The sequence below is a fragment of the Variovorax sp. Root434 genome (assembly GCF_001426595.1).
Taxonomy (GTDB): domain Bacteria; phylum Pseudomonadota; class Gammaproteobacteria; order Burkholderiales; family Burkholderiaceae_C; genus Variovorax.
The window spans coordinates 154,836-179,013 of sequence record NZ_LMEK01000028.1; the positions used below are offsets into that span (position 1 = coordinate 154,836).

Here is a 24,178-nt window from a genome sequence, read left to right on the forward strand (position 1 = left end):
TCACTTGCCCGAGGGAAAGGTCTCCGGCACGTCGGCGCCGCCGTGCGCCTGCGCACCGTCGAGCGGCACCAACGCGCTGGTGTGGTCGAGATGGACCAGCGCATCGAACTGGCGCGCCACCTCCACATGGAAGTAATGGCTCTGGCGTTCGGTCTCGGGCCGATAGATCACACCGATGGCGCGCTCGAGCCGCCAGGCATGCAGCGCGTCGATGCTGCCGGGGCCGGTGCCTTCGCCATCCAGCCGGAGCGCGAACCGTCCGATGCCGGTGTCGTGCATCAGGCGCTCGACGCTGCCGGGCAGCGAAGGCACCACGGCCTTGCGCATGGGTGGGCTGTCCCAGTCGGACGCTGCGGTCACGGTGCCTGCGTGGGTGGTGAGGCCGACCACAAACGCGTCCCGGCCCAGGCGCTCCCGCACCAGCTGCCCCAGCGTCAGCTCGCCGCGCGTCCTGCCCGCTTCGGTGGCGCGCGCATCGCCCACATGCGAGTTGTGCGCCCACACCACGATGCGCGGCCGCTCGCCGGAGCCGCCCAGGTGCCGCTCTATCGCCTCGAGCGTCTCGGCCATGTGACGATCGCGCAGGTTCCACGACGATACGCTGCGCGAGTACATCGCACGGTAGTAGGCCTCGGCGTTCTTCACGACGAGCGCGTTCTGCCGGGCCTCGAAAGCCGCCTCGACGTCGCTGCCCCCCGAGGCATTCGCGGCGGCGCGCCGCAGGTCGACGAGCATCGCGACCACCTCGTCCTCGCAGCCCTCGGCGCCGCGCAGGCCGGTGAGCATGCCGTACGCCTGGCTGTCGTCGCCGAAGCGGTCGAAGCAGCCATAGCGCTCGCGCGCCAGCCTGCCGGCTTCGGGCCGGTGCCGGTCGAGGTAGGCGAGCACCTGCGCCATCGAGGCATGCAGGCTGTACATGTCGAGGCCGTAGAAGCCGCACTGGTGGGCGGCGTCGCGGCCGTCGTTGAACGCGCGCAGCCATGCGACGAAATCCAGCACCGGCGTGTTGCGCCACATCCAGCCGGGGAAGCGCTGGAAGCCGCCGAGCGCCTCGCGCGCGGAAGCATCGCCGCCGCGGCCGCGCACGTACTGGTTGACGCGGTACGCATCGGGCCAGTCGCCCTCCACCGCCACGGCGCGAAAACCGTGCTCCTCCACCAGCAGGCGGGTGATCAGCGCGCGCTCCGTGTAGAACTCGTGGCTGCCGTGCGAGGCCTCGCCCAGCAGCACGACGCGGGCATCGCCCATCCAGGCGCGCAGCGACGCGTGCCGTGCATCCCGCTCCAGCGGCACGGCCGCAGCGCGGATGGACTCGATGGCATGGAGGTCGCTCATGGACGGCTCCACGCAGCCAGGGTGTCGCGCACCTCGTCGTCACTGGGCGGATCGAAGACGCCGTACCACGCGCCCACGGCATGGAAGGGGTCGGGCATGTGCATGCAGACCACCTCGTCCGCACGCGAGCCCATGCGCTCGAGGTCGCTGCGGCCCGCGAACTCGCTCGCCGTCGCGGGCTGCGCCAGCGCCTGGCACGCCATGGCTTCGCCGACCGGCACCGCGGCAACGACTTTCGCCGCGCCGAGCGAACGCGCCGCGATGATCGCCGCGCGCATCGACAGGCCGGTGGCGAGGCCGTCGTCGACCAGGATGACGGTCTTGCCGCCCAGGTCGCAAGGCGCCCGGCCGCCGCGGTAGGCGCGTTCGCGGCGCGCCAGTTCCCGCTGCTCACGTTCGAAGACGAGCGTCAGGTCGGCCCAGGGCTCGCCGATCACGCGCACGCCGCCCGCGGCGATCGCCCCGGCCGCATATTCCTCATGGCCGGGAAGCCCCAGCTTGCGCACCACCATGATGTCGAGCGGGAGATTCAGTGCCCGTGCGATTTCCGCACCGACAGGCACGCCGCCGCGCGGCAGCGCCAGCACGAGCGCATCCGGCACGTCGCGGTACTGGCCGAGCAGCGTCGCGAGCTGGCGGCCCGCATCGACGCGGTCCCGGAACATGATCGGCCTCCCGCCTACGAACGGCCTCGCCGCAAGGCCGGATCGCTGGGCGAATTGGTCGGCGACAGCTGTTCGGCCGGCGGCCCGAGCAGGCCGCTGTCGCCGCCCTTGGCGTGCGTGGTGCCGCCGCTGCGCACCTTGTCGCGGCCCGAATAGATCTCGTCGTCGTCGAAGTTCAGCGGTGCGGTGTCGGGGGTGCCGCCGCTTTGCACCGCGCCGCGCGACGGCGGGTTGTCGTCGTGGGGGCCGATGGCGTCCTGCACAGGGGCGCCGGCCTCGCGGCTTTTCGTGGCTTGGGGCTTGTGCCTCGTTTTCATGGTTCGCTCCTTTGCGCAATGGAGACCGGAAACTGGCCTCGAGAGTTCGGGTTTCGACCTTGCGGCGCAGGTCCGCTGTGGGAGCGGCCAGGCAGCGAATGTAGGAGCGTAGGAGCGGCAACCCTTGTCGCGTACCGCCGCAATTCGCGCTCCCTCAGAGCGAAGTGAACCCGTCCGACAGACGGCCGGCGCCGGCGGCGCAGATTGGTCCTGCCAAGTGAAAAAAGGAGTGCGCAATGATCCGGAAACTCGCTTCGGGCGAATACCGCCTGTATTCCCGCAAGATCGATCCAAAGACCGGCAAGCGCCGCAACCTGGGCACCTTCGCTTCGCAGGAGCAGGCCCGGCAGCACGAGCGCGAAGTCCAGTACTTCAAGCGGCACTAGTGAACGCCACGAGCCGGGCTGGGCCGGCAGCTCACAGCATGAACGAACCCCGGCTGCGCGCGGCGGGGCCTGCCTCGCTCGCGCTGCCTTCATCGTCGGCAGTGGCGATGCGCAGGCGGGCGCGTTCGTGCCTGCGGATGAGATCGCCGCACCGTTCGCGCGCGGCCGTATCGGCGAGCGGGTCTTCGCCGCAGTCGATGAGGAACTGCGACTCGTCGAAGCTCAGGCCGTGCAGGATCTCCTGGTCCCGCGAATTGAGGGCGAGCAGGTTCTCGCTCGAGAGCTGGGCGCGCCGCTGCGTCGAAATCCGAAGCATCTTCATGTCGTCTCCTGGTTGATTTCCTTGGTGTTCATTCGAACCCGCATGCCAGACCAATCTAGTGCGCGCCCATCGCGCTCCCGTAGGAGGCAGCGCTGTCCGCTGTAAGAAACCGGGGGCACTTTCGCACGAGGGCCCGGCGGTGGAGCAGCGCGCTTTTCGTCGGCCCGTGCCTACACGACGACAGCGCGCAGGCGCCGCCGCGCGGCCATGGGCCGTTCCTAGGATTCGTCCCGGTCCTCATCCGATCGGAGACCCCGCATGAAATTCGAACATCGCACGGACGACGTGGGAGACGGCGTGGGACGCCTGCCACCCGAGCCCATGCAACTGCAGCTCCAGGTCAACGGGCAAGCCCATCGGCTGGAGGTCGACACGCGCACCACCCTGCTCGACGCGCTGCGCGAAAACCTGCGCATGACGGGCACCAAGAAGGGCTGCGACCACGGCCAGTGCGGCGCCTGCACGGTGCTCATCGAAGGCCGGCGCATCAACGCATGCCTCACGCTGGCCGTGATGCACGAGGGGCAGTCGGTCACCACCATCGAAGGCATGGCGCAGGGCGAGACGCTGCATCCGCTGCAGAAGGCCTTTCTCGAGCGTGACGGCTTCCAGTGCGGTTACTGCACGCCGGGGCAGATCTGCTCGGCCGCCGGCATGCTGGCCGAGGCCAAGGCGGGCATGCCCAGCCACGTCACGCGCGACCTGGATGCGAGTGTGACGCTCACCGACGCGGAGATCCGCGAGCGCATGAGCGGCAACCTCTGCCGCTGCAGCGCGTACCCCAACATCGTGGCCGCCATCAAGGATGTGGCGGGAGCAGAGGCGCGCCGATGAAAGCCTTCACCTACGAGCGGGCCGCGACGCCGCAGGCGGCGGCCTCGGCCGCGGCGCGCCCCGGGGCGCGGATGATCGCGGGCGGCACCAACCTGCTCGACCTGATGAAGCTGCAGGTGGAGACGCCGGTGCACCTGGTGGACATCAACCGGCTGGGCCTCGATGCCATCGAGCCCACCGCCGACGGCGGCCTGCGCATCGGCGCGATGGTGCGCAATGCCGAACTGGCCGCCGACGCGCGCGTGCGCCGAGACTACGCGGTGCTCAGCCGCGCGCTGCTGGCCGGGGCCTCGGGCCAGTTGCGCAACAAGGCCACCACCGGCGGCAACCTGCTGCAGCGCACGCGCTGCGTGTACTTCTACGACATCGCCCGCCCCTGCAACAAGCGCCAGCCCGGTTCGGGCTGCTCCGCGCTGCAGGGCTACAACCGCATGCACGCGGTGATCGGCGCCAGCGACCAGTGCATCGCCACCCATCCGTCGGACATGGCAGTGGCCATGCGGGTACTCGACGCGACGGTGGAAACGGTGATGCCGAGCGGCGCGCACCGCGTGATTCCCATCGCCGATTTCCATCGCCTGCCCGGCGACACGCCGCAGCTGGAGACCGACCTGCAGCCCGGCGAGATGATCACCGGCGTCACGCTGCCGCCGCCGGTGCCAGGGCGGCAGGTGTATCGCAAGGTGCGCGACCGGGCCTCTTACGCCTTCGCGCTGGTGTCGGTGGCGGCCATCGTCGATGCCGGCGGCGGGCGCATCCGCTCGGCGCGGCTGGCCTTCGGCGGGCTGGCGCACAAGCCGTGGCGCGTGGAGGCGGCCGAGGCGCGGCTGACCGACACGGCGCTCGACGAAGCGGCTGTCGACGCCGCGGCGGACGGCGTGCTTGCCGGCGCACGCGGGCGCGGCCACAACGACTTCAAGCTGCCGCTGCTGCGCCGCACCCTGCAGGCCACGATCGACGAAGCCGCGCGCGCGGCCTGAAGGAGCGGCATCATGGACATGAACGCACCCTCGGCGCGCAATCCCATCGACGACAACCGCGGCGGCCTGATCGGCAAGCCCGTCGACCGCGTGGACGGCCGCCTCAAGGTGACCGGCCAGGCGCCCTATGCCTACGAGGTGCAGGAGGCGCCGGGCAAGCCGGCCTGCGGCTTCATCGTCGGCGCCACCATCGCCAAGGGCACGGTGGCCGACATCGACGCTTCGGCCGCCGAGAAGGCGCCGGGCGTGCTGCTGGTCATGACCCACCGCAATGCGGCGAAGCAGGCGCCCTGGGGCCCGGTCGACGCCAAGGACCGCTTCGCGCGCTCGACGCCGCAGCTCGCGAGCAACGCCGTGCGCTACTACGGCGAAGCGGTGGCCTACGTGGTGGCCGAGAGTTTCGAGGCCGCGCGCGCGGCCGCAGCGCTGATCCGCATCCGCTATGAAGCGGCGCCCGGCGAATACGACATGGCCGCCGCCCAGGGCAAGGCGGAAAAGCCCAGGGACGACGAGACGCAGGCCGACAGCCGCATCGGCGATTTCGAGGCCGCCTTCGCCGGTGCGCCGGTGCAGGTCGATGCGACCTACACCACGCCGCACCACATCCACGCGCAGATGGAGCCGCACGCAGCCCTTGCATGGTGGACCGGCGACCGCGTGACGGTGCACTGCGCCTCGCAGCTGCTGGAGAGCGCGCAAAACGCCGTGGCCAACACGCTGCAGATCCCGCCGTCGAAGGTGCGCATCGTGAGCCGCTACGTCGGCGGCGGCTTCGGCGGCAAGCTGCCCGTGTACGGCGAGGTGATGCTCAGCGCCATGGCCGCGCGGCAGCTGCGGCGCCCCGTGAAGACGGCGCTGACGCGCCAGCAGATGTTCCACTTCACCACGCACCGCAGCCAGACCGTGCAGCGGCTGCGCTTGGGCGCCACGCCCGACGGACGGCTCACCGCCATCGGCCACGACTCGCTCTCGCACAGCGCGCGCTTCGACGACTTCTACGAAACCGCCAGCACCCAGACGCGCTCGCTCTACGCCGCGCCCAACCGGCTCACCACGCACCGCGTGGTGAGGCTCGACCTGCCGGTTTCCGACTCCACGCGCGCACCCGGCGAGGCGGTCGGCATGCTCGCGCTCGAACAGGCCATGGACGAACTGGCCGGCAAGCTCGGGCTCGACCCGATCGAGCTGCGCCGTCGCAACGAGCCGGCTACGGACCCGGAGACGAACCTTCCCTTCTCCACCCGCCAGCTGCTGCGCTGCATGGACGAAGGCGCCGAGCGGTTCGGCTGGAACCGCCGCAGCGCCACCCCCGGCGCGGTGCGCGAGGGCCGCTGGCAGATCGGCCTGGGCATGGCCGCGGCCACCCGCAGCAACTACCTGATGGACGCTAGGTGCGCGGTGGCGCTCGACCGCCAGGGCGTGCTCACGGCGCGCATGTCGATGACCGACATCGGCACCGGCAGCTACACCGTCCTCACGCAGATCGCGGCGGAGATGCTCGGCCTGCCGATGGAGAAGGTGCGCATCGAACTCGGCGACAGCGACTTCCCCGAGACGCCCGGCTCCGGCGGCTCCTGGGGCGCGGCCAGCGCGGGCTCGGCCCTGTTCGACGCCTGCACGGCCCTGCGCGCGCAGCTCGCGCGGCGGCTCGGCGCGAAGCCCGGCGAGGTGGTATTTGCCGGCGGCCGCGCCACGGCGGGCGCGCGCTCCGAAACCTTGGGCGCGCTCGCCGGCACCGTCGGCCTGAGCGCCGAGGGGCGCATCGGGAAGGGAGACATGGCGAAGAAGTTCTCGCAGCAGGCCTACGGCGTGCATTTCGCCGAAGTGGCGGTCGACGCGGACACCGGCGAGATCCGGCTGCGCCGCATGCTCGGCGTGTTCGCGGCCGGCCGCATCCTGAACATGAAGACCGCCACCAGCCAGGCTACGGGCGCCATGATCTGGGGCGTGGGCTCGGCGCTCTTCGAGGCGGCGGTGGTCGACCCGCGCTTCGGCGCCTTCGTGAACCACGACCTGGCCGAATACCACGTGCCCTCGCATGCCGACATCCCGGCCATCGAGGCGGTGTTCCTCGACGAGTTCGACGACAAGACCAACCCGCTGAAGATCAAGGGCGTGGGCGAGCTGGGCATCTGCGGCGCCGGCGCCGCCGTGGCGAATGCGGTCTACAACGCGACGGGGGTGCGCATCCGCGACTATCCGCTCACGCTCGACAAGGTGATCGGCCTTCAACCACACCGGGGCTGAAGGGGCGCGCCGTCGGGCTACCGGTTCAGGTCCTGGCGGCGTAGATCTGGTCGAGCATCGAGCCCAGCCGATCGATGTCCACCGGCTTCGTCAGATGGGCGAAGAAGCCGGCTTCGAAGCTGGTGTCGCGGTCGCTGGGCTGGCCGTAGCCGGTGATGGCGATCAGCGCGGGCGGATCGATCAGGTCGGCGCGCAGGCGCTTGGCAACCTCGTGGCCGGTCATTCCGGGCAGCCCGATGTCCAGCAGCACCACGTCGGGCCGTTTCGCCTTGACGGCCTCGATCGCGGCAAAGCCGTCGTGCTCCACCGAGCAAGAGTAGCCCAGCACTTCCAGCAGCAGTGCCAGGGTTTCCGCCGCATCGCGGTTGTCGTCCACGACCAGCACCAGCTTTTCGCCCTCGCCGCGTTCGGGCGGCACCGGCATGTCGGGTGTGGGCGCCACCGGCAGGCGCACCACGAATTCGCTGCCCTCTCCCGTGCGCCCGGTGCTGAACACGCTGACGTAGCCGCCATGAAGCTGCGTCAGCTGCTGCACCAGGCTCAAGCCCAGCCCGAGCCCGCCGCGCGTGCGCGCCAGTTCGTTTTCGCCCTGCACGAAGAGCTCGAAGATCCTCTCGAGATCCTTGCGCGGAATCCCCGGGCCGTTGTCCTTGACGCTGATCTCCGCTTCCGCGGCGTCGGCGGCGTTGGCGCCGAGGCGGATCGCGATGCGCCCGCCGTCGGGAGTGAACTTGGACGCGTTGTGAACCAGATTGCCGATGACCTGGATCAGCCGCGCCCTGTCGCCCGTGACCCAGGGATCGGCCCCGTCGACCTGCAGCTCCAGGAGCTGCGACTTCTGCGCCATGCCAGGGCGCATGGCCTCCACCCCTTCGACGACCACTTCGCGAAGCCGCACCGGCTTGGCTTCCAGGTGGATGCGCCCGCTCGTGATCCGGCCCACGTCCAGCAGGTCGTCGATGAGCCGCGTCATCTGCCTGAGCTGGCGATCGATGATGCCGCGCGTCCTGTTCAGCACCAGCGAGCCCGTCTCCTCGCGCTTGAGAAGCTCCAGCGCGTTGGAGATGGGCGCGAGCGGGTTGCGCAGCTCATGGCCCAGCATCGCAAGGAAGGTGGTCATGCGCCTTCCCTCGTCCTCGAGCGTGATGATCCGGCGGCGCTCGGTGAGGTCGCGGGTGACCTTGGCGAATCCCTTGTGCTGCCCTGCGGCGTCGTAGATGGCCGTGATCACCACGCTGGCCCAGAAGCGGGTCCCGTCCTTGCGCACGCGCCAGCCTTCGTCTTCGAAGCGGCCCTCGCGCAGCGCGTTGGCCAGCTCCTCGGCGGGCCATCCGCGCGCGGCGACATCGGGCGGATAGAACTTCGAGAAGTGCTGGCCGATGATCTCGTGTGCCTTGTAGCCCTTGTTCTTCTCCGCGCCGAGATTCCAGCTGATCACGTGGCCGCCGGGGTCGAGCATGAAGATCGCGTAGTCTTTCACGCCCTCGACGAGCAGGCGGAATCGTTCCTCGCTGGCGCGCAGCGCGTCTTCGTGCTTTCGCCGGTCGCTGTGATCGCGAATGATCTTGGAATACCCGCGCGTGGCGCCGTTGGCGCCTGGCAGGCGGGTGATGACGATGTTCGCCCAGAAGCGCGTGCCATCCTTGCGCAGGCGCCAGCCCTCGTCCACGAAGCGTCCCTGCTTGCCGGCCTGCGCCAGCTCCTCGTCGGGCAAGCCGCGCGAGAGCGTCTCCTGCGGATACAGGACGGAGAAATGGCGCCCCAGGACGTCGGCGTCGTCGTAGCCGCTGAGCTGGCGCGCCCCGGCGTTCCAGCTCACGATGTTGCCGTCCGGGTCCAGCAGGATGATGGCGTGGTCGATGAGGCCGCCGACCATCTGGCGATAGTCGGCATCGGTCAGGGAGGCGACGGACAACCTGGGCTGTTCGCTGTCTTTCATCGGTTCAGCAGGCATGTCTGGCCCCGGCTCGTGGAGTCTTGCAAGTGTGGTCCATTGCACTCGAACAACCCGTGGGAAGATTCCTACTCCGGAGCGGAAGCCGGGGCTTCTTCAGCCGCTTCGCGCGGCAATTCGTACAGGAAGAATGGCGGCACGCCGGGCCGGCTGCGCTGCAGCAGGGGCTTGGCAACGTTGTAGACCGGCACGCCGTTGATGGTGCGCGCCTCGAGCGTGCCCCGGTGCGCGTGGCCGTGGAACACCGCATCCATCGGGTAGCGCAGCAGCGGCTCCTCCAGCCGGCTGCTGCCCAGGAAGGGAAATATCTCCACCGGCTCGCCCTGCACCGTGCCGGCGATGGGCGCGTAGTGCAGCAGCGCGATGCGGCGCCGGGTGCGCAGCTTGGCCAGCGCCGACTCCAGCTTCATCGCCTCGTTCAGCGCCTCCTGCACGAACAGCTTGATCGCCGGCTCGCCCCAGGCGCCCAGCGAGCCACGCCCGAAGCCACCGGCAAAGCCCTTCACGCCGGCGATGCCCACGCCCTCGATCTCGCAGGCCGAGCCATCGAGCACGCGGACGCCGGCATGCATCAGCGCACCGGTCACCGCCTCGGGCGTGCCGGACTCGTAGTCGTGGTTGCCCAGCACGGCGACGATGGGGATGTGGATCGCACCCAGCTCCTCGACCAGGACCCGGGCCTCCTCGGCCGTGCCGTAGTCGGTGAGGTCGCCGCACAGCAGCAGCGCATCGGCCTCGTCGGCGGCCTGGGCGAAGAGGCTGCGCAGCGTGCCGGCGGAGTCCTTCTGGACATGGATGTCGCCGACGGCGGCAAACCGGATGTGGGAGGACGATTTTGGATTGGGCATGGCGACGCGGCTCGATGAGGGCGAGCGCCAGAATGGGCCCCGCCGCGGTTCGCCGTCATCGGCCCCATCCCGTAGCGGCTGTAGGCGCTTGCCGACGTTCGATGGGGCCCTTTGCTCCGGGCCGCCGCCTGTGGCCAGTCCTACCTTGCAAGAATGTCGCCCTTCACCGCGCTCGCGCCTTCGCTGGAAGAAGAAGTCGACCCCCGCGTGGCCGATTTCTATCGGCAGACCTTGCGCGCCTTGAACGGTGCGGACATTCCCTTCCTGGTAGGCGGAACCTTCTCGCACGCGTGCTACACGGGCATCCGCCGCTCGACCAAGGACCTCGACCTGTTCATCCACCGCGAGGATTACGAGCGCATCGCGCAACTGATGCAGCGGCACGGCTGGCGCACCGAGCTGACCCATCCGCACTGGCTGGCCAAGGTGTACGACGGCCCCGAGTTCATCGACCTGATCTTCAATTCGGGCAACGGCGTGACGCCGGTGGACAAGCGCTGGTTCCGCGGCAACTGCCGCGCCGAGATCCTGGGCGTGCCGGTGCTCATCGCCAACGCGGAGGACAGCCTGCTGTCCAAGGCCTTCATCATGGAGCGCGAGCGCTACGACGGCGGCGACATCGCCCACCTGCTGGAGGCCAATGCGCAGCGGCTTGACTGGGCCAGCCTGCTGGAGCGCTTCGGCCCGCACTGGCGGGTGCTGCTGGCCCACCTCACGCTGTTCGGCTACATCTACCCCGGCCAGCGCCATCACATTCCGGACTGGGTCATGTCCCGGCTGATGGAGCGCCTGGCCGATGAAATGCACGAGGCGCCGGCCACGCACGAGAACGTGTGCGCCGGCACCCTGCTGTCGCGCGAGCAATACCTCCACGACGTGGAGCGGCTGGGCTACGTGGACGGACGCCTCACCGGCGCGAGCAGCATGACGGCCGAGGACGTGGCGTTGTGGACCGCGGACATCCACGCCAGGAAGCCGCATTGCACCGCGGGCGAGCCGTAGCCTGAGCAGTTGCGTCAGGGTTCAGGCGGTGCGAGCAGCCACCAGCGCCGCCCACGGCATGCGGCGGAAAGCCACGTCGAGGCTCACGGTGCCGCCAGCGGCCGCCACGGGCTCGCCGGTCAGCACGTTCTTCAGCACGCCCCCGTCGTGGCCTGCGGGAAGCCGCACCGCCGTGCCGCGCCACCTCGCCGCATCGGGCAGGGCCGGGGCATGGCCCATCGCTTCCCGATGCGGAAGCCCCACGAACAGCCGACTCGCCACGATCACGAGCATGCGGTCGCCATGCAGCCGCCCGAAGGCCACGACGTGCCTCGACAACGGCCCCTCGACCTCCAGCGGTTCATAGCTGCCCTGCTGGAACAGCAGCGGCTGCTGCCGCCGCAGCGACAGCAGCCGCCAGATGAACCAGAGCTTCGCGCGGCCGTCGTGCGGGGCCGCCGCCAGCGCGCCGACCCGCTCGGCAAGAGCATCGCCCTCGGCCGCGGCATGCAGCTCGTCGAGGCGCTGCTGGCGCAGCGCATAGTCGACCGGGCGCCGGTTGTCCGGATCGACGAGGCTCAGCTCGATGAGTTCGCTGCCCTGGTAGAGATCGGGCACGCCGGGGGAGCCGTACTTGAGCAAGGTCAGGGTCAGGCTGTTCCACGCGCCGAACCACGCCAGCCTGTCCGCCATGCGCTGGATGTCGGACAGGCAGGCGCCTTCGCTCGGGTCGCCCAGGATCTCGCGCACGAAGGTCTCGAGCACCGCCTCGTAGTCGGCATCGGGCTGGGACCATCGCGTGCGCAGCTTCGATTCGCGCGCGGCCTTCTGCATGTAGTGCCAGATGCGGTTGCTGTAGCCCGCAACCGCATCTGCGGCCAGCCCGCCCACCGGCAGGGTGCCGAGCAGCGTCTGGTAGAGCAGGTATTCGTCCGCGCGCGAGGGAGCCTCGCCGCCGGGCAGCTTCCTGTGCGCGCCGCGGCACTGGGCGTGCCATCGCGCCAGCGCGTGCATCCATTCATCGGGCATCTCGGACAGCACGTCGATCCGGTTGCGCACGTCCTCCGAGCGCTTGTTGTCGTGCGTCGAGGTGGCCAGCATCGTGTGCGGCCAGCGCAGCGCGCGGTCGGCGCTGAGCGCGTGGAATTCCTCGACCTCGATGCCGAAGCAGTCGGGCTCGCCGCCCACTTCGTTGAGCGAGCAGAGCGGAAAGTAGCGGTAGAACGCGGTGTCTTCCACGCCCTTGGCCGCCACCGGCGCGCTGAACTGCTGGAAGCGCCGCGCGAAGTGGCGCGCCCGTTCGCCCAGTGCCGGCGCGGCATGAACGGCCTCTCCCCGCAGTGCGCTGCGCACGAAGAGGAAGATCGAGCGGTCGGCATCGCCGCTGCTGCGGGCGGCCGCGTCGACGGCCTCGTCGATGACCCGCTCGTCCTGTGCCGAGAGGCCATCGACGATGTAGGTGCGATACACCGGCATGCACGAAGCCACGCCCGCGAGGGCCCGGCGCAGCGCGTTGAGCGTGTAGTCGCGCGTGCTGCGGTCGGCGCGGGCGATGCGCAGCAGCTCGGTGGCCAGCACGTTGAGCTCCGACGCGAGCGCGTTGCGCATCACCTCCCGCCGGCCCGACCGCGCCACCGCGGCAAAGTCCTGCGTGTCGCCGGTGAAGCGCTGCCAGGCGTGGAGAACATCCGACTCGGCTGCCGTGTCGACCAGCACGCCGTTGGCAACGTTGGCGAAGCGATAGCCCGTGGTCCCGTGCACGTGCCAAGTCTCGGGCACTTCCTCGTTCGCACCCGCGATCTTCTCGGCCACCACGTACAGCGGCCGCGCCGGCCGTCCTTGCGCATCGGCGGCCGGCAGCACGAGGCCGGCACGGCGCGCATAGCCCTCCTGCAGCTTGCGGAAGTAGCCGGCGGGGTCGTAAAGCCCGTCGGGGTGGTCGATGCGCAGGCCGTCCACCGCCCCGGCCGCAGCCAGCTCGAGCACGAACGACTGCGTGGCCTCGAACACCTCGTCGCGCTCGATGCGGATGGCGGCCAGGTCGTTGATGTCGAAGAAGCGCCGGTAGTTGATCTCGTCGGCTGCCATCCGCCAGTGCGCGAGCCGGTAGGCCTGCGCGTCGATCAGCCGGTGCAGTGCATCGCGCGCTTCCGGCACGGCGAGGTTCAGCTCCGCCACCGACGCCTGGATCGCCTGCGCCACCGCGGGGCGCCGCCGCACGAGCAGCGCAAGCCGGGCCTTGAGCAACTCCTTGTCGCGCACGCGCTCCGCGCGTTCTTCCGGCGACGCCGCGTTGCGTCCGGGCAGGTGGCCGAACGCGGTGGCAAGGCTTGCGAGATGCCCGGATGCGGTCGCGTCGCCGAGCCGCGCGAGCGCCCGGTGCAGCACCGCCGGATAGCTCTCCGGTGCGAGCGGAAAGCGGTGATCGAAGTAGCGGATCGCGAGGCTGCCGGCCGCATCCTCGAAGCGAAGAATCAGTTCGCCGTTTTCCAGCACCTCGCCATAGTGCCCACCGAGCACGGGCAGCAGCACCCTGCCGGCAAGCTCCACGTTGAGCGGTTGCCAGTCGATGTCGAAATGTTGCGCGAACAGCGAGGCGGGGCCGTTTTCCAGCACGTCCATCCACCATGCGTTGTCGGCGCCGAACACGCCCATGTGGTTGGGCACCATGTCCAGCAGCTGGCCGAGGCCGTTGGCCTTCAGCGCGGCGACGAAGCGCGCGAAGCCTTCGGCGCCACCCAGCTCGGGGTTGATCTCCGCGTGCGCCACCACGTCGTAGCCATGCATACTGCCGGCGCGCGCCCGCTGGATCGGCGAGCAGTACACGTGGCTCACGCCGAGCCTTGCGAGATACGGCAGCACGCGGATCGCCTCGTCGAAGCCGAAGTCCTTGTGGAGCTGAAGCCGGTAGGTGGCGCGCGGCACGCGGGTCTGCAGGCCCGGCGATGCCGCGGGTTCGACAAGGCGCGGCCTCTGAGCACGCAGCAACCGGCCGAGGCCGCGCATGCGTTCGCCGCCGGCCAGCGCCGTGCTCGAGACGGGCAGCTTGCGCCGCCAGTTCGGATGCGTATCGACCGTGCCCGGCATGTTGGCCTGGGCGACCACCTCCGCCACGTCTTCGAGCTGGACCAGCATCAGCGCCGACGGCGAGGCCGCCAGGAACGCATGCGCCGCTTCCACTATGCGGCCGGTCGGCATCGCAAGGCCGGCGGCCTGCGCCATGTCTTCGCGCGACAGCAGGCCGGCCCGCAGCATCGCGTGCATCAGCTGCATGCGCTCGTGCGCCCGGTCGGTCAGCTGCTTGTCGAAGATCGCCGGATCGGGGAACAGGCCGAGCGCGAGGCGTTCACTAAGGTCTTGCGCCGTCCACCAGCCCGCGAAGGTCGCGAGGTCGTGCGTGCTGACCGCGGCCAGTGCGGCCGGCGGATAGGCGGCGGGCGGCTTGAATCCGCCGCCCTGCGGCTCCTTCTCGAAATAGAGCAGGCGATAGGACAACACGTCGGCTCGCGAGAGCGCGTCGCGCAAAGCGTCGTCGACCGTGCCCAGGTCTTCGCCCACCACCATGCAGCGATGCCGGTGACTCTCTATCGCCACCACGGCCAGCATCTCGTCCAGCGCGTAGTGGACGTAGGCGCCCTCTTTCGCATCGCGCCCGGGCGGAATCCAGAACAGGCGCATCAGGCCCATCACGTGGTCGATGCGCAATGCACCCGCGCCGCGCATGCCGGCACGCAGCGTGTCGATGAAGTAGCGATAGCCCTCCGCACGCAAACGGTCGGGGCGCAATGGCGGCAGGCCCCAGCCCTGTCCGGCAGGATTGAACTCGTCAGGCGGTGCACCGATGCTGGCACCTCCGGCAAGGCCCTGCTGCAGGGCCCAGGCGTCGGAACCGGCGCGGTCGACCGACACCGCCAGGTCCACGTACAGGCCAACGCCCATGCCGAGCGCGCTGCAGCGAGCGGCGGCCGCGGCCAGCTGGCTGGCGGCCAGCCACTGGAGGTACTGGTGGAACTGCACGCGCTGCGCATACACCACCGCGAATGCACTCACCTCGGCGGAATCCGGGTCCTGGTAGGCAGTCGGCCACGCGTGCCAGTCCCACGCGCCTCCTTCGTGCGAGAGGAAGTGGGCCTGCAACGCTTCGAAAAGCGCGTGCCGGCGCAGCGCCTCGCCACGCTCCGCGACGAAGGCCATGAACGCCTGGCCCGTTTCGTCGGGCGGCCCTTCGGACGGCAGATGGCGCTCGCAGAAATGGCTGAACAGCAAGGCGAGCACTTCGAACTTCGCGGCGGCCACGCCCGGGTAGTCCACCAGGGGCGCCGCGCGCAAGGCGGCAAGGCGCGACTGGAAATCGGGCGAATGCACCCGCTCGCGGGCCGGCGCGCAATCTGCGAAGTCCGGCACTGCCTCCACGTCGATGTAGAGCGCGTTGAGCTGCAGGCGGGACGAAGGGCTGTAGGGGCTCACGTGTTGCGGGGTGCTGGCGAACAAGGCGTGCAGCGGGTTGAGGCCGATGATGTCGGCGCCCTGCGCCGCCATCTGCACGGCCAGTTCTTCAAGATCGCTGAAGTCGCCGATGCCCCAGTTGCGCGGCGAGCGCAGGCTGTAGAGCTGCACCGACACGCCCCACACGCGGCCGCCGTCGCGCACCGCGGGAGGCCGGTAGCAACGGCCCGGCGAGACCAGCACCAGCGTCTCGCCACGCAGGCCTTCGCCTTCGATGCGCAGCCGGCAGTAGCCCGCTTCGAGGCTCGACGGGAGGTGCAGGACGCGCTCGCACACATGCCCGCCGCTTTCGATGCGGCCGGTTTCGGGCAGCGCCCCGGCATCCGCTTCGCCCTGCCGCGTACGGCCTTGTTCGTCGATGAGTTCCCATCGAAGCCGGCCCGTCGAAACCGGCAGCCGCAGCGGCACCTGCCACTCGCGGCTCGACGCCTGCACGGCCACGGCCGGCGGCAGCACCTCGGAGCTGCGCGCGCGGTGTGCCGCCTCGAGGGCGTGGGCCGTATCGGCCGTATCGTCCGCATCGCCGATGTGCACGCCGAACTCTGCGAGCAGAGCAATCAGGCTCTGCGCGGAAACCTCGCGACGCACGCCGAATGCGTCGAAATAGCCGGTGTCGATGCCGAAGTGCTCGCACAGCCGCCCGAGTTCGCCAGTGATGCCGTGGTGGTGCGGCTCATGCGCCATGCAGATCCTCCAGCGTCACATGCACCGCGCCGCGCGCGCAGCGCAGGCTGCCCTGGCGATCGGCCACGCCGTCGCTATAGACCACGGCGCCCGGCGACGGCTCGACGCCATCGGCCGGCTGCGAACCGAAATGCGCGAGCAGGTACAACCGTGCCCCCGGCCGGCCTTGTTGCAAGGGCCCCAGGCTCCACTGCACCTGGAGCAGGCCGTTCTCGCAGCGGTAGCTGCCCGCGCCCGAGGTACCGGCGAGCCGCGGCACCACGAAGCGCTGGCGCAGGCGCAGCAGCTGCGTCACCTCGCTGAGCCTCGCGAAATGCGCGCGCGCGCCGCGCTCGCGCCAGTGCAGCTTCGACGCGAGAAAGGTCGATTCGGCGTTGGGGTCCGGAATGCGCGCGCGGGCTGCCTCGTCGGCAAACGCCGCGAAACCGCCGAACTCCGAACGCCGCCCATCGGACACCGCCGCCGCCAGCTCGGGGCCGAAGTCGCAGAAATATTGGAACGGCGTGGAGGCGGCGAACTCGTCGCCCATGAAGAGCATCGGCACATGCGGGCACAGCAGCAGGCAGGCCATCGCCGCGCGCGGCAGTACCGGATCGCCGAGCGCGTGGATGCGTTCGCCGAATGCGCGGTTGCCGACCTGGTCGTGAGTCTGGAGAAACGACACGAACGCCTGCGGCGGCAGTTGCGTGCTCGGCTCGCCACGCCGCTCGCCCTGGCGGAAGGACGAGGGCTGCCCCTGGTAGATGAAGCCCTCGGCCAGCGCCTGCGCGAAACGGCATACCGGGTCGTCGGCATAGTCCGCGTAGTAGCCGTCGCGCTCGCCGGTGGCCAGCACGTGCACCGCGTGGTGCAGGTCGTCGTTCCACTGCGCCGTTGCCGCAACCGGCAGGCCGTGGTCGTCGCGTACGAGCATCGAGGCCTGGTTGGCATCGTTCTCCAACACCAGGTGGACGTGGCGCTCGCGGGCGGGGCCGGCGTCCAGCGCCTCGCGGATCTCGCGCACGATGTGCGGCCGCGTCTCGTCGTGGATCGCGTGGACGGCGTCCATGCGCAGGCCGTCGAAGCGGAACTCCTCGATCCAGTAGAGCGCGTTGTGCAGGAAGAAGTCGCGCACGGTGCGCGAGCCCGGTCCGTCGAAATTGATCGCGGCGCCCCACGGCGTCCGGTGCCCGGGGTTGAAGAACTCGGGACAGTAGGCATGCAGGTGGTTGCCCTCCGGGCCGAAGTGGTTGTAGACCACGTCCAGCAGCACCATCAGCCCGAGCGAATGCGCAGCGTCGACCAGCGCCTTGAGATCGTCCGGCGTGCCGTAGGCGGCGTCCGGCGCGAACGGCAGCACGCCGTCGTACCCCCAGTTGCGCCGGCCCGGAAAGTCGGCCAGCGGCATGAGCTCGATGGCGGTAATGCCGAGCTCGGCGAGCTCGCCGAGCCGCTCCCGCGCCGCATCGAAGGTGCCCTCCTGCGTGAAGGCGCCGACGTGCAGTTCGTAGACCACCGCCTCCTCCCACGGGCGGCCGCGCCAGGCGTCGTCGGTCCACCCGAAGCGGTGCGGGTCCATCACGGCGCTCGGGCCGTGCACGTCGTCGGGATTGAATCGCGAGGCCGGATCGGGCACGCGCGAGCCGTTGGCCAGCAGGTAGCTGTAGCGGTCGCCGTGCCCTGCCTGCGGCACCAGCAGCCGATGCCAGCCGCGGTGGTCGCGCTCCATCGGCCTGGAGACCGCCTCGCCCCCGGCGGCGCGGTGTTCGAGCACGACGGACGGCTCCGAAGGCGCCCAGAGGGCGAACTCCACCCCGCCACCCCCCGCCTGCACGGTGGCGCCGAACGGCATGTGGTGCGAACGAGTGCTCATGGGGTGCCTCCGGGGTTCATGGCCTCATGCCGGGCCGGTTCAACACCGCGAGCGAGCGGCATTGCAGGGGATAGGCCGGCTGCGTCCACGCCGGGGCCGGCGTGGCGGCGTCCACGGTGGCGAGCGGCGGCGCGCTGCCGGCGGTGTCGACCAGCAGCCGCCAGGCCCCATGCGGGGTCGCCGGCAGCGTGAAGGGAATCTCGTCGTGGTGGGCGTTGAACAGCACCAGGAAATCGTCGTCGTGCTGCGCCTCGCCGCGCGGCCCGCGGTCGACGATGCCGCCGCCGGGGATGTACATCGCGATGCAGCGCGCGTTCGCGTCGTTCCAGTTCTCGGGCTGCATCTCCGTGCCGTCGGGCTTGAGCCAGTGCACGTCGGTCACGCTCTCGCCTTCCGCCGGCTGGCCTGCGAAGAACGAACGGCGCCGGAACGATGGATGCGCGCGCCGCAGCGAGATCATGCGTTCGACGAAGCTCGTGAGCGCCGAACTCTCCGGCGAGGGCGTCCAGTCGAGCCAGCCGACCTCGTTGTCCTGGCAGTAGACATTGTTGTTGCCCTGCTGCGTGTGGCCGCGCTCGTCGCCCGCCAGCAGCATCGGCACACCCTGCGAGAGCAGCAACGTGGCCAGCAGGTTGCGCTTCTGCCGCTCGCGCAGCGTGAGCACTTCGGGGTCGTCGGTGGGGCCCTCGACACCGCAGTTCCACGAGACGTTGTGGCTGTTGCCGTCGCGGTTGTCCTCGCCGTTGGGCTCGTTGTGCTTGTCGTTGTACGAGACGAGGTCATGCAGCGTGAAGCCGTCGTGCGCGGTCACGAAGTTGATGCTGGCAGTGGGCTTCTTGCCGGACCAGCCGTACAGGTCCTCGGAGCCGGTGACGCGCCTGGCCATCTCGCCGAGCAGCCCGCCGTCGCCCTTCCAGAAGCCGCGCATGCCGTCGCGGTACTGGTCGTTCCATTCGGCCCAGCCGAGCGGGAAGTTGCCCACCTGGTAGCCGCCGTGGCCCAGGTCCCAGGGCTCGGCGATGAGCTTCACGCGGTTGAGCGTCGGGTCCTGGCGGATGGCGTCGAAGAAGCCGCCGAGGTTCTCGACCTTGCCCGACTCGCGCGCCAGCGCCGAGGCCAGGTCGAAGCGGAAGCCGTCGACGTGCATCTCCTCGGCCCAGTAGCGCAGCGAGTCCATCACCAGCTGCAGCGCGTGCGGATGCTCCAGGTTCACGGTGTTGCCGCAGCCGGTGAAGTCGTCGTAGTAGCGTCGGTTGTCGGCGTTGGCGATGTAGTAGGAGGCGTTGTCCACGCCGCGCATCGACAGTGTGGGCCCGAGCTGGTTGCCCTCGCAGGTGTGGTTGTAGACCACGTCGAGGATCACCTCGATGCCTGCCGAATGCAGCGTCTTCACCATGGTCTTGAACTCCTTCACCTTGCCCGAGGCGCTGTAGCGCGTCTCGGGCGCGAAGAAGGCCAGCGTGTTGTAGCCCCAGTAGTTCTGCAGGCCGCGCTCGGCAAGGTGCCGGTCGTTGAGGAAGCTGTGCACCGGCAGCAGCTCCACCGTGGTCACGCCCAGGCGCTTGAGGTAGTCGACCACCGGCGCACAGCCCAGGCCGGCGTAGGTGCCGCGCAGCGCGGGCGGCACGTCGGGGTGCGTCATGGTGAAGCCGCGCACGTGCATCTCGTAGATCACCATGTCCTGCCACGGCACGAGGGGGCGGCGGTCGTCTCCCCAGGTGAAGGCGGTCTCGAGCACTCGGCCCTTGGGCATCAGCGGCGCGCTGTCGCGGCGGTCAAAGGAAAGGTCCTCGCGCTTGCTGCCCACGGTGTAGCCGTAGAGCGCGTCGCCCCATCGCAGCTCGCCAGCCAGGTCCTTCGCATACGGGTCGACCAGCAGCTTGTTGGCGTTGAAGCGATGTCCCTCCTCCGGCTTGTAGGGGCCGTGCACGCGGTAGCCGTAGGCCTGGCCGGGGCGCGCCTCGGGCAGGTAGCAATGCCATACGCCGTCGGTGCGTTCGCGCATCGGGATGCGCTGCAGCTCATGGCGCCCGCGCTCGTCGAACAGGCACAGCTCGACGCCGCTCGAATGCTGCGAGAACAGGGCGAAATTGACGCCCGCTCCGTCCCAGGTGGCGCCGCGCGGATACGGTCGGCCGGGCCAGACGGCCGTGATCGACGGATTGGGTTTTCGTGTCATTCAGTGCGGCAGGCGATCGTTGCCGGGACGCGGAGTGGAACTGTCGACGGTGGTCACGTTCGGCGGCGGCGGCTTGCCGCCCCTGATCTGCCGCGGCCACCAGTGTTCGATCTGCGCCTTGGCCCAGTCCTTGCCCGCCAGCCCGAAGGCCAGGGCGAGCGCAAAGACCACGCCGGCGAGGATCACGAGGAAGCTCTCGCGCACGATGTCGCCGCCGACCTTGATCTGGTCGAGCGCGATCAGGATCACGAACGCCATCACCGCGTACTGCGCCACCTTGCCGAAGAGGGCCGCGTCCTGCATCTGGATGCCGCGGAAGTAACTCGACACCGCATCGCCCACGAAGCGCGCGAAATAGGAGCCGAAAGCCAGCACCAGCAGCGCCACGAACACGTTCGGCACGAACCAGACGATGCGCCCGAGCAGGTCGGCGATGTAGCTCAGCCCCATGCCGTTGAAGGCGATGAGCAGCGAGGCGAAGATCACCAGCCAGTAGGCGAGGATGCCGAACAGGCTGCTGGTGTCCCCCGCGAGCCCGCCCTGGCGCAGGAAGTTGTCGAGCCCCGCGCGCTCGGTCAGCACGTTGAAGTTGACGGCGCGCAGCGCCTTGGTCACCGCGAAGCGCACCGCCTTGGCGACCAGCCAGCCGGCGATGACCACGACCACCGCGATCAGCAGGCGCGGCACGAAGGCGCCGACCTGGTAGAGGATGGCGCGCAGCGGCTCCAGGTGAATGCCGAAGTTTTCCATGGTGTGAGCTCCCTTGGGGGTTGCGTCGACAACGTCAGGCGCGGGACGGTTGGAGGAGCGCGAGCACGCCATTCAGCGGCACCTGCGCCCAATCGACACGGTTGTCGAGTTCGTAGCGCAACTCGTAGAGGGCTTTCTCGAGTTCGAACAGCGCGAGCAGTTCGCCGTCGAGCGCCCCGCCGTAGCCCGCCAGGAAAGCTTCGCGGGTCGCCTGCTCCCACGCAACGGCCGGGGCGGCCAGCCGCTCGGCTTCGTCGGGGTTCTGCGCCACCCGGCGCAGCGCCGACCAGCGCGCGTAGTTGAACGAGCGCAGCATGCCGGCCACGTCGCGCAGCGGCGAGCTCTTGGTGCGGCGTTCCTCGAAGCTGCGCGCGGGCTCGCCCTCGAAATCGATGATGACGAAGTCGTTGTCCTTCACCAGCACCTGGCCGAGGTGGTAGTCGCCGTGGTAGCGGCTCTTGATGCCGGAGCCTTCCACCGGCCGTCTCGCCTCGATGCCGGCCTGCAGCGTGCTCGCTGCCGCGAGCAGCGTGCGTGCGTCGGCCTGCACCGTGGGCGGCAGCAGGTCGAGCCGTTCGCGCAGCAGCGCGAGCGTTGCCTCCGCGTCGCTCGCGGCATGGGCCTTGAACCCTGTGAAGTCGGCAGACGCCAGCGGCTCGGGGTCGAATGCGGCGGCGCCCGTGCGCACGGCGAGCGCCTGGTGCAGCTCGGCCGTCCGGCGGCCCAGCGTGGCCATCAGCGCGAGGAAGCCGCCGTGCACCTCGGACACGGTGGGCGCGCTGCCGTCGGTGGTGGCCACGTCGCGCAGGAAGCGCTCGAGGTAGCCGAGCGTGTAGTCCCAGCCGTCGCCCTGGTTGGACACGTAGCTCTGCACCATGGCGAGCGTGATCGTGCGGCCGTCGTTCGCCATGTATTCGAGCGCGCCGAGCACCGGCACGCAGTGCGGGTAGCGCGCCACCTCGGTCAGGAAGCGGCCCATCTCCAGCTCGGGGTTGATGCCTTCGCGTACGTGCCGATAGCCCTTGAGGAACAGGGTCTCGTCCAGCGTGACCGCGGTGTTGCTGCTCACGCCGCTCGGGCGGCCCACAGGCAGCGCGTCGATGTCGGCGCCGACCTGCGCGAAGGCCGCGGTCGGCTTGAAGACCAGCCTGCCGTTCGCCGTCGCGAGCTCGGTCCCCTTGCCGATGGCACGCACCAGCTCGCGGCAGAAGGCCTCGTCGTAGAAGGCGTCGCCCATCAGCCCGACCTGCGCCTGCTGCCGCACCTTCGCGATCGCGGCCTGCGCCACGCCGGCCATGCGCTCCTCGTCGCGCTCTTCCCACGCCAGCGCGAGCGGCATGAAGTAGGTGGCGCCGCCGGACGGTCCGTCGAGATCCAGCAGCGGCAGCATCCAGCTCAGGCCACCGACCTCCCACACGGCATGGTCCACCAGCCGCGCGCGCCCCATGGCCGTTCCCTTGGAGGCATACCAGCGCTGGATCTCGATGTGGCGCGGCAGGATCTCCAGCTCGAACTGGTTGCGCATGCGCTCGGCCATGTTGATGCGCCAGGGCATCACGCGGTCGCGGAAGAAGCTGGTCCAGCCGTCGAACAGCACCAGCGTGGGCCACTCCTGCAGCGCCACGCCTTCCTGGTGCCAGCTCGGCGCATCGGCCTCGGCGGTGAGCTTGAACCAGTAGAAGCCGTACGAAGCCAGCGTCAGCAGGTACGGCAGCTCGCCGATGGGCGGAAACGGTGCGCGCCCCAGCATCTCGATGGGCACGAAGCCCTTGAATTCCGACAGGTCGAGCTCCACCGGCTGGGCCGCGCGCGACAGGTTGAACACCGTCAGCACCACGTCGCTGTCGTACTCGCTCAGGTAGGCCAGGATCTTGCGGTTGCCGGGCTTCAGGAAGCGGCGCCTGCCGCGCCCGAAGGCGTGGCTGGTCTTGCGCACGGCGAGCATGCGCCGGGTCCAGTTGAGCAGCGAGCTGCTGTCGCGCGCCTGCGCCTCGACGTTGAGCGCCTCGTAGCCGAACATCGCGTCCATGATCGGCTGCAGGTAGAGGCGCTGCGGATCGGCACGCGAGAAGCCCGCGTTGCGGTCGGGGCTCCACTGCATCGGGGTGCGCACGCCGTTGCGGTCGCCCACGAACACGTTGTCGCCCATGCCGATCTCGTCGCCGTAGTAGATGATGGGCGAGCCCGGCATCGACAGCAGCATGCCGTTCATGAGCTTCACGCGATCGGGGTCGTTCTCCATCAGCGGCGCGAGCCGGCGGCGGATGCCCAGGTTGATGCGCGCGCGCATGTCGGCGGCGTACATGGTGTACATGTAGTCGCGCTCCTTGCTGGTCACCATCTCGAGCGTCAGCTCGTCGTGGTTGCGCAGGAAGATGGCCCACTGGCAGCCCTCGGGGATGTCGGGCGTCTGCGCCATGATCTCGACGATGGGGTGCCGGTCTTCCTGCGCGATGGCCATGTACATGCGCGGCATCAGCGGGAAGTGGTAGGCCATGTGGCACTCGTCGCCGTCGCCGAAGTACTCACGCACGTCCTCGGGCCACATGTTGGCCTCGGCCAGCAGGAAGCGGTTGCGGTACTGCGCATCGATGGCCGCGCGCAGCCGCTTGATCACCGCGTGCGTCTCGGGCAGGTTCTCGTTGCTGGTGCCGTCGCGCTCCACGAGGTAGGGAATGGCGTCGAGCCGGAAGCCGTCCACGCCTATGTCGAGCCAGAAGCGCATCGTCTTGAAGATGGCTTCCATCACCGCCGGGTTGTCGAAGTTCAGGTCGGGCTGGTGGCTGAAGAAGCGGTGCCAGAAGTACTGCTTGGCCACCGGATCCCAGGTCCAGTTCGACGTCTCGGTGTCGGTGAAGATGATGCGCGTGCCCTGGTAGATCTGGTCGGTGTCGCTCCACACGTAGAAGTTGCGCTCGGGCGAACCGGGCGGTGCGAGCCGCGCGGCCTTGAACCACGGGTGTTCGCTGGAGGTGTGGTTGATGACCAGCTCGGTGATCACGCGCAGGCCCCGCTTGTGCGCCTCGGCCAGCATCTCGCGGAAGTCGTCGAGCGTGCCGTACTGCGGGTGCACGTCTTCGTACTCGGAGATGTCGTAGCCGTCGTCGCGCAGCGGCGAGGGGTAGAAGGGCATCAGCCAGATGGTGTTGACGCCCAGCTCCTTCACGTAGTCGAGCTTGGCGGTCACGCCCTTGAAGTCGCCCATGCCGTCGTTGTTGGAGTCGAAGAAGGCCTTGACGTTGAGCTGGTAGATCACGGCGTCGCGGTACCACAGCGGATCGTCGCTGTTGTCGATCTCGACGGTTTCGAGTGCGATGTGCGAGACGGGTGCATTCATG

The 24,178-nt window shown here is 69.5% G+C and carries 16 protein-coding genes; 5 read left to right on the forward strand and 11 right to left on the reverse strand.

The genetic code is table 11. The features are described 5' to 3' along the window. The 3 genes from ASD05_RS28265 to ASD05_RS28275 are packed head-to-tail and all read right to left on the reverse strand — an operon-like array spanning window position 1 to window position 2,317. On the reverse strand, window positions 1–1,335 hold the full coding sequence (locus ASD05_RS28265; protein ID WP_056599802.1) for an erythromycin esterase family protein: 1,335 nt from the start codon (window positions 1,333–1,335) through the stop codon (window positions 1–3). Beyond that, complete coding sequence (locus ASD05_RS28270) at window positions 1,332–2,000, reverse strand: phosphoribosyltransferase (RefSeq protein ID WP_056599805.1); 669 nt, start codon at window positions 1,998–2,000, stop codon at window positions 1,332–1,334. Before ASD05_RS28270 ends, ASD05_RS28265 begins: the two co-directional genes overlap by 4 nt. A gap of 14 nt (window positions 2,001–2,014) precedes the next feature. Next, entirely contained in the window at window positions 2,015–2,317 is a 303-nt protein-coding gene (locus ASD05_RS28275; RefSeq protein ID WP_056599808.1) for a hypothetical protein, read from the reverse strand. A gap of 236 nt (window positions 2,318–2,553) precedes the next feature. Between ASD05_RS28275 and ASD05_RS30570 the strand changes: the two genes are divergently transcribed. After that, window positions 2,554–2,703: a hypothetical protein gene (locus ASD05_RS30570; protein ID WP_157610325.1), complete on the forward strand. Its 150-nt coding sequence runs from the start codon at window positions 2,554–2,556 to the stop codon at window positions 2,701–2,703. Between the two features lie 31 nt (window positions 2,704–2,734). On the opposite strand, the gene ASD05_RS28280 is transcribed toward ASD05_RS30570, so the two are convergent. Beyond that, a complete protein-coding gene (locus ASD05_RS28280; RefSeq protein WP_056599811.1) occupies window positions 2,735–3,025 on the reverse strand; it encodes a hypothetical protein in 291 nt (96 codons plus the stop codon). Window positions 3,026–3,283: 258 nt separating this feature from the next. Between ASD05_RS28280 and ASD05_RS28285 the strand changes: the two genes are divergently transcribed. The 3 genes from ASD05_RS28285 to ASD05_RS28295 are packed head-to-tail and all read left to right on the forward strand — an operon-like array spanning window position 3,284 to window position 7,086. Next, window positions 3,284–3,859, forward strand: a complete 576-nt coding sequence (locus tag ASD05_RS28285) for a 2Fe-2S iron-sulfur cluster-binding protein (protein ID WP_082572473.1) — start codon at window positions 3,284–3,286, stop codon at window positions 3,857–3,859. After that, window positions 3,856–4,839 (forward strand): FAD binding domain-containing protein, encoded by a 984-nt coding sequence (locus ASD05_RS28290; protein ID WP_056599813.1) that lies wholly within the window; start codon window positions 3,856–3,858, stop codon window positions 4,837–4,839. Before ASD05_RS28285 ends, ASD05_RS28290 begins: the two co-directional genes overlap by 4 nt. A 12-nt stretch (window positions 4,840–4,851) precedes the next feature. Continuing rightward, entirely contained in the window at window positions 4,852–7,086 is a 2,235-nt protein-coding gene (locus ASD05_RS28295) for a xanthine dehydrogenase family protein molybdopterin-binding subunit (protein WP_056599816.1), read from the forward strand. 25 nt (window positions 7,087–7,111) lie between these two features. On the opposite strand, the gene ASD05_RS28300 is transcribed toward ASD05_RS28295, so the two are convergent. Both ASD05_RS28300 and ASD05_RS28305 read right to left on the reverse strand, forming a co-directional pair. Next, window positions 7,112–9,025, reverse strand: a complete 1,914-nt coding sequence (locus ASD05_RS28300; protein ID WP_056599818.1) for a PAS domain S-box protein — start codon at window positions 9,023–9,025, stop codon at window positions 7,112–7,114. An 83-nt stretch (window positions 9,026–9,108) separates the two neighbouring features. Beyond that, the gene (locus tag ASD05_RS28305) at window positions 9,109–9,888 is read right to left on the reverse strand and encodes a metallophosphoesterase family protein (protein WP_056599821.1); all 780 of its coding nucleotides are present in this window, start codon (window positions 9,886–9,888) and stop codon (window positions 9,109–9,111) included. Between the two features lie 153 nt (window positions 9,889–10,041). Between ASD05_RS28305 and ASD05_RS28310 the strand changes: the two genes are divergently transcribed. Continuing rightward, complete coding sequence (locus ASD05_RS28310) at window positions 10,042–10,890, forward strand: nucleotidyltransferase (RefSeq protein WP_056599826.1); 849 nt, start codon at window positions 10,042–10,044, stop codon at window positions 10,888–10,890. Window positions 10,891–10,911: 21 nt separating this feature from the next. Here ASD05_RS28310 and ASD05_RS28315 read toward each other — a convergent pair whose 3' ends face one another. The 5 genes from ASD05_RS28315 to treS are packed head-to-tail and all read right to left on the reverse strand — an operon-like array spanning window position 10,912 to window position 24,177. Next, the gene (locus ASD05_RS28315; protein WP_056599829.1) at window positions 10,912–16,059 is read right to left on the reverse strand and encodes a malto-oligosyltrehalose synthase; all 5,148 of its coding nucleotides are present in this window, start codon (window positions 16,057–16,059) and stop codon (window positions 10,912–10,914) included. Beyond that, window positions 16,049–17,911: a malto-oligosyltrehalose trehalohydrolase gene (treZ, locus tag ASD05_RS28320; RefSeq protein ID WP_056599832.1), complete on the reverse strand. Its 1,863-nt coding sequence runs from the start codon at window positions 17,909–17,911 to the stop codon at window positions 16,049–16,051. Before treZ ends, ASD05_RS28315 begins: the two co-directional genes overlap by 11 nt. 16 nt (window positions 17,912–17,927) lie before the next feature. Next, on the reverse strand, window positions 17,928–20,090 hold the full coding sequence (gene glgX / locus ASD05_RS28325) for a glycogen debranching protein GlgX (RefSeq protein ID WP_056599836.1): 2,163 nt from the start codon (window positions 20,088–20,090) through the stop codon (window positions 17,928–17,930). Continuing rightward, window positions 20,091–20,840, reverse strand: coding sequence for a mechanosensitive ion channel family protein (locus ASD05_RS28330; protein WP_056599839.1), 750 nt, complete (start codon window positions 20,838–20,840; stop codon window positions 20,091–20,093). It lies immediately after the preceding gene. 34 nt (window positions 20,841–20,874) lie between these two features. Next, window positions 20,875–24,177, reverse strand: a complete 3,303-nt coding sequence (gene treS / locus ASD05_RS28335) for a maltose alpha-D-glucosyltransferase (protein ID WP_056599842.1) — start codon at window positions 24,175–24,177, stop codon at window positions 20,875–20,877. Window position 24,178: the final 1 nt, after the last annotated feature.

Excerpts from the sequence above, each read along its gene's own strand:
- ASD05_RS28265 (WP_056599802.1), bottom strand. The coding sequence starts at position 1,335 with ATGAGCGACCTCCATGCCATCGAGTCCATCCGCGCTGCGGCCGTGCCG.
- ASD05_RS28270 (WP_056599805.1), bottom strand. The coding sequence starts at position 2,000 with ATGTTCCGGGACCGCGTCGATGCGGGCCGCCAGCTCGCGACGCTGCTC.
- ASD05_RS28275 (WP_056599808.1), bottom strand. The coding sequence starts at position 2,317 with ATGAAAACGAGGCACAAGCCCCAAGCCACGAAAAGCCGCGAGGCCGGC.
- ASD05_RS30570 (WP_157610325.1), top strand. The coding sequence starts at position 2,554 with ATGATCCGGAAACTCGCTTCGGGCGAATACCGCCTGTATTCCCGCAAG.
- ASD05_RS28280 (WP_056599811.1), bottom strand. The coding sequence starts at position 3,025 with ATGAAGATGCTTCGGATTTCGACGCAGCGGCGCGCCCAGCTCTCGAGC.
- ASD05_RS28285 (WP_082572473.1), top strand. The coding sequence starts at position 3,284 with ATGAAATTCGAACATCGCACGGACGACGTGGGAGACGGCGTGGGACGC.
- ASD05_RS28290 (WP_056599813.1), top strand. The coding sequence starts at position 3,856 with ATGAAAGCCTTCACCTACGAGCGGGCCGCGACGCCGCAGGCGGCGGCC.
- ASD05_RS28295 (WP_056599816.1), top strand. The coding sequence starts at position 4,852 with ATGGACATGAACGCACCCTCGGCGCGCAATCCCATCGACGACAACCGC.
- ASD05_RS28300 (WP_056599818.1), bottom strand. The coding sequence starts at position 9,025 with ATGAAAGACAGCGAACAGCCCAGGTTGTCCGTCGCCTCCCTGACCGAT.
- ASD05_RS28305 (WP_056599821.1), bottom strand. The coding sequence starts at position 9,888 with ATGCCCAATCCAAAATCGTCCTCCCACATCCGGTTTGCCGCCGTCGGC.
- ASD05_RS28310 (WP_056599826.1), top strand. The coding sequence starts at position 10,042 with ATGTCGCCCTTCACCGCGCTCGCGCCTTCGCTGGAAGAAGAAGTCGAC.
- ASD05_RS28315 (WP_056599829.1), bottom strand. The coding sequence starts at position 16,059 with ATGGCGCATGAGCCGCACCACCACGGCATCACTGGCGAACTCGGGCGG.
- treZ (WP_056599832.1), bottom strand. The coding sequence starts at position 17,911 with ATGAGCACTCGTTCGCACCACATGCCGTTCGGCGCCACCGTGCAGGCG.
- glgX (WP_056599836.1), bottom strand. The coding sequence starts at position 20,090 with ATGACACGAAAACCCAATCCGTCGATCACGGCCGTCTGGCCCGGCCGA.
- ASD05_RS28330 (WP_056599839.1), bottom strand. The coding sequence starts at position 20,840 with ATGGAAAACTTCGGCATTCACCTGGAGCCGCTGCGCGCCATCCTCTAC.
- treS (WP_056599842.1), bottom strand. The coding sequence starts at position 24,177 with ATGAATGCACCCGTCTCGCACATCGCACTCGAAACCGTCGAGATCGAC.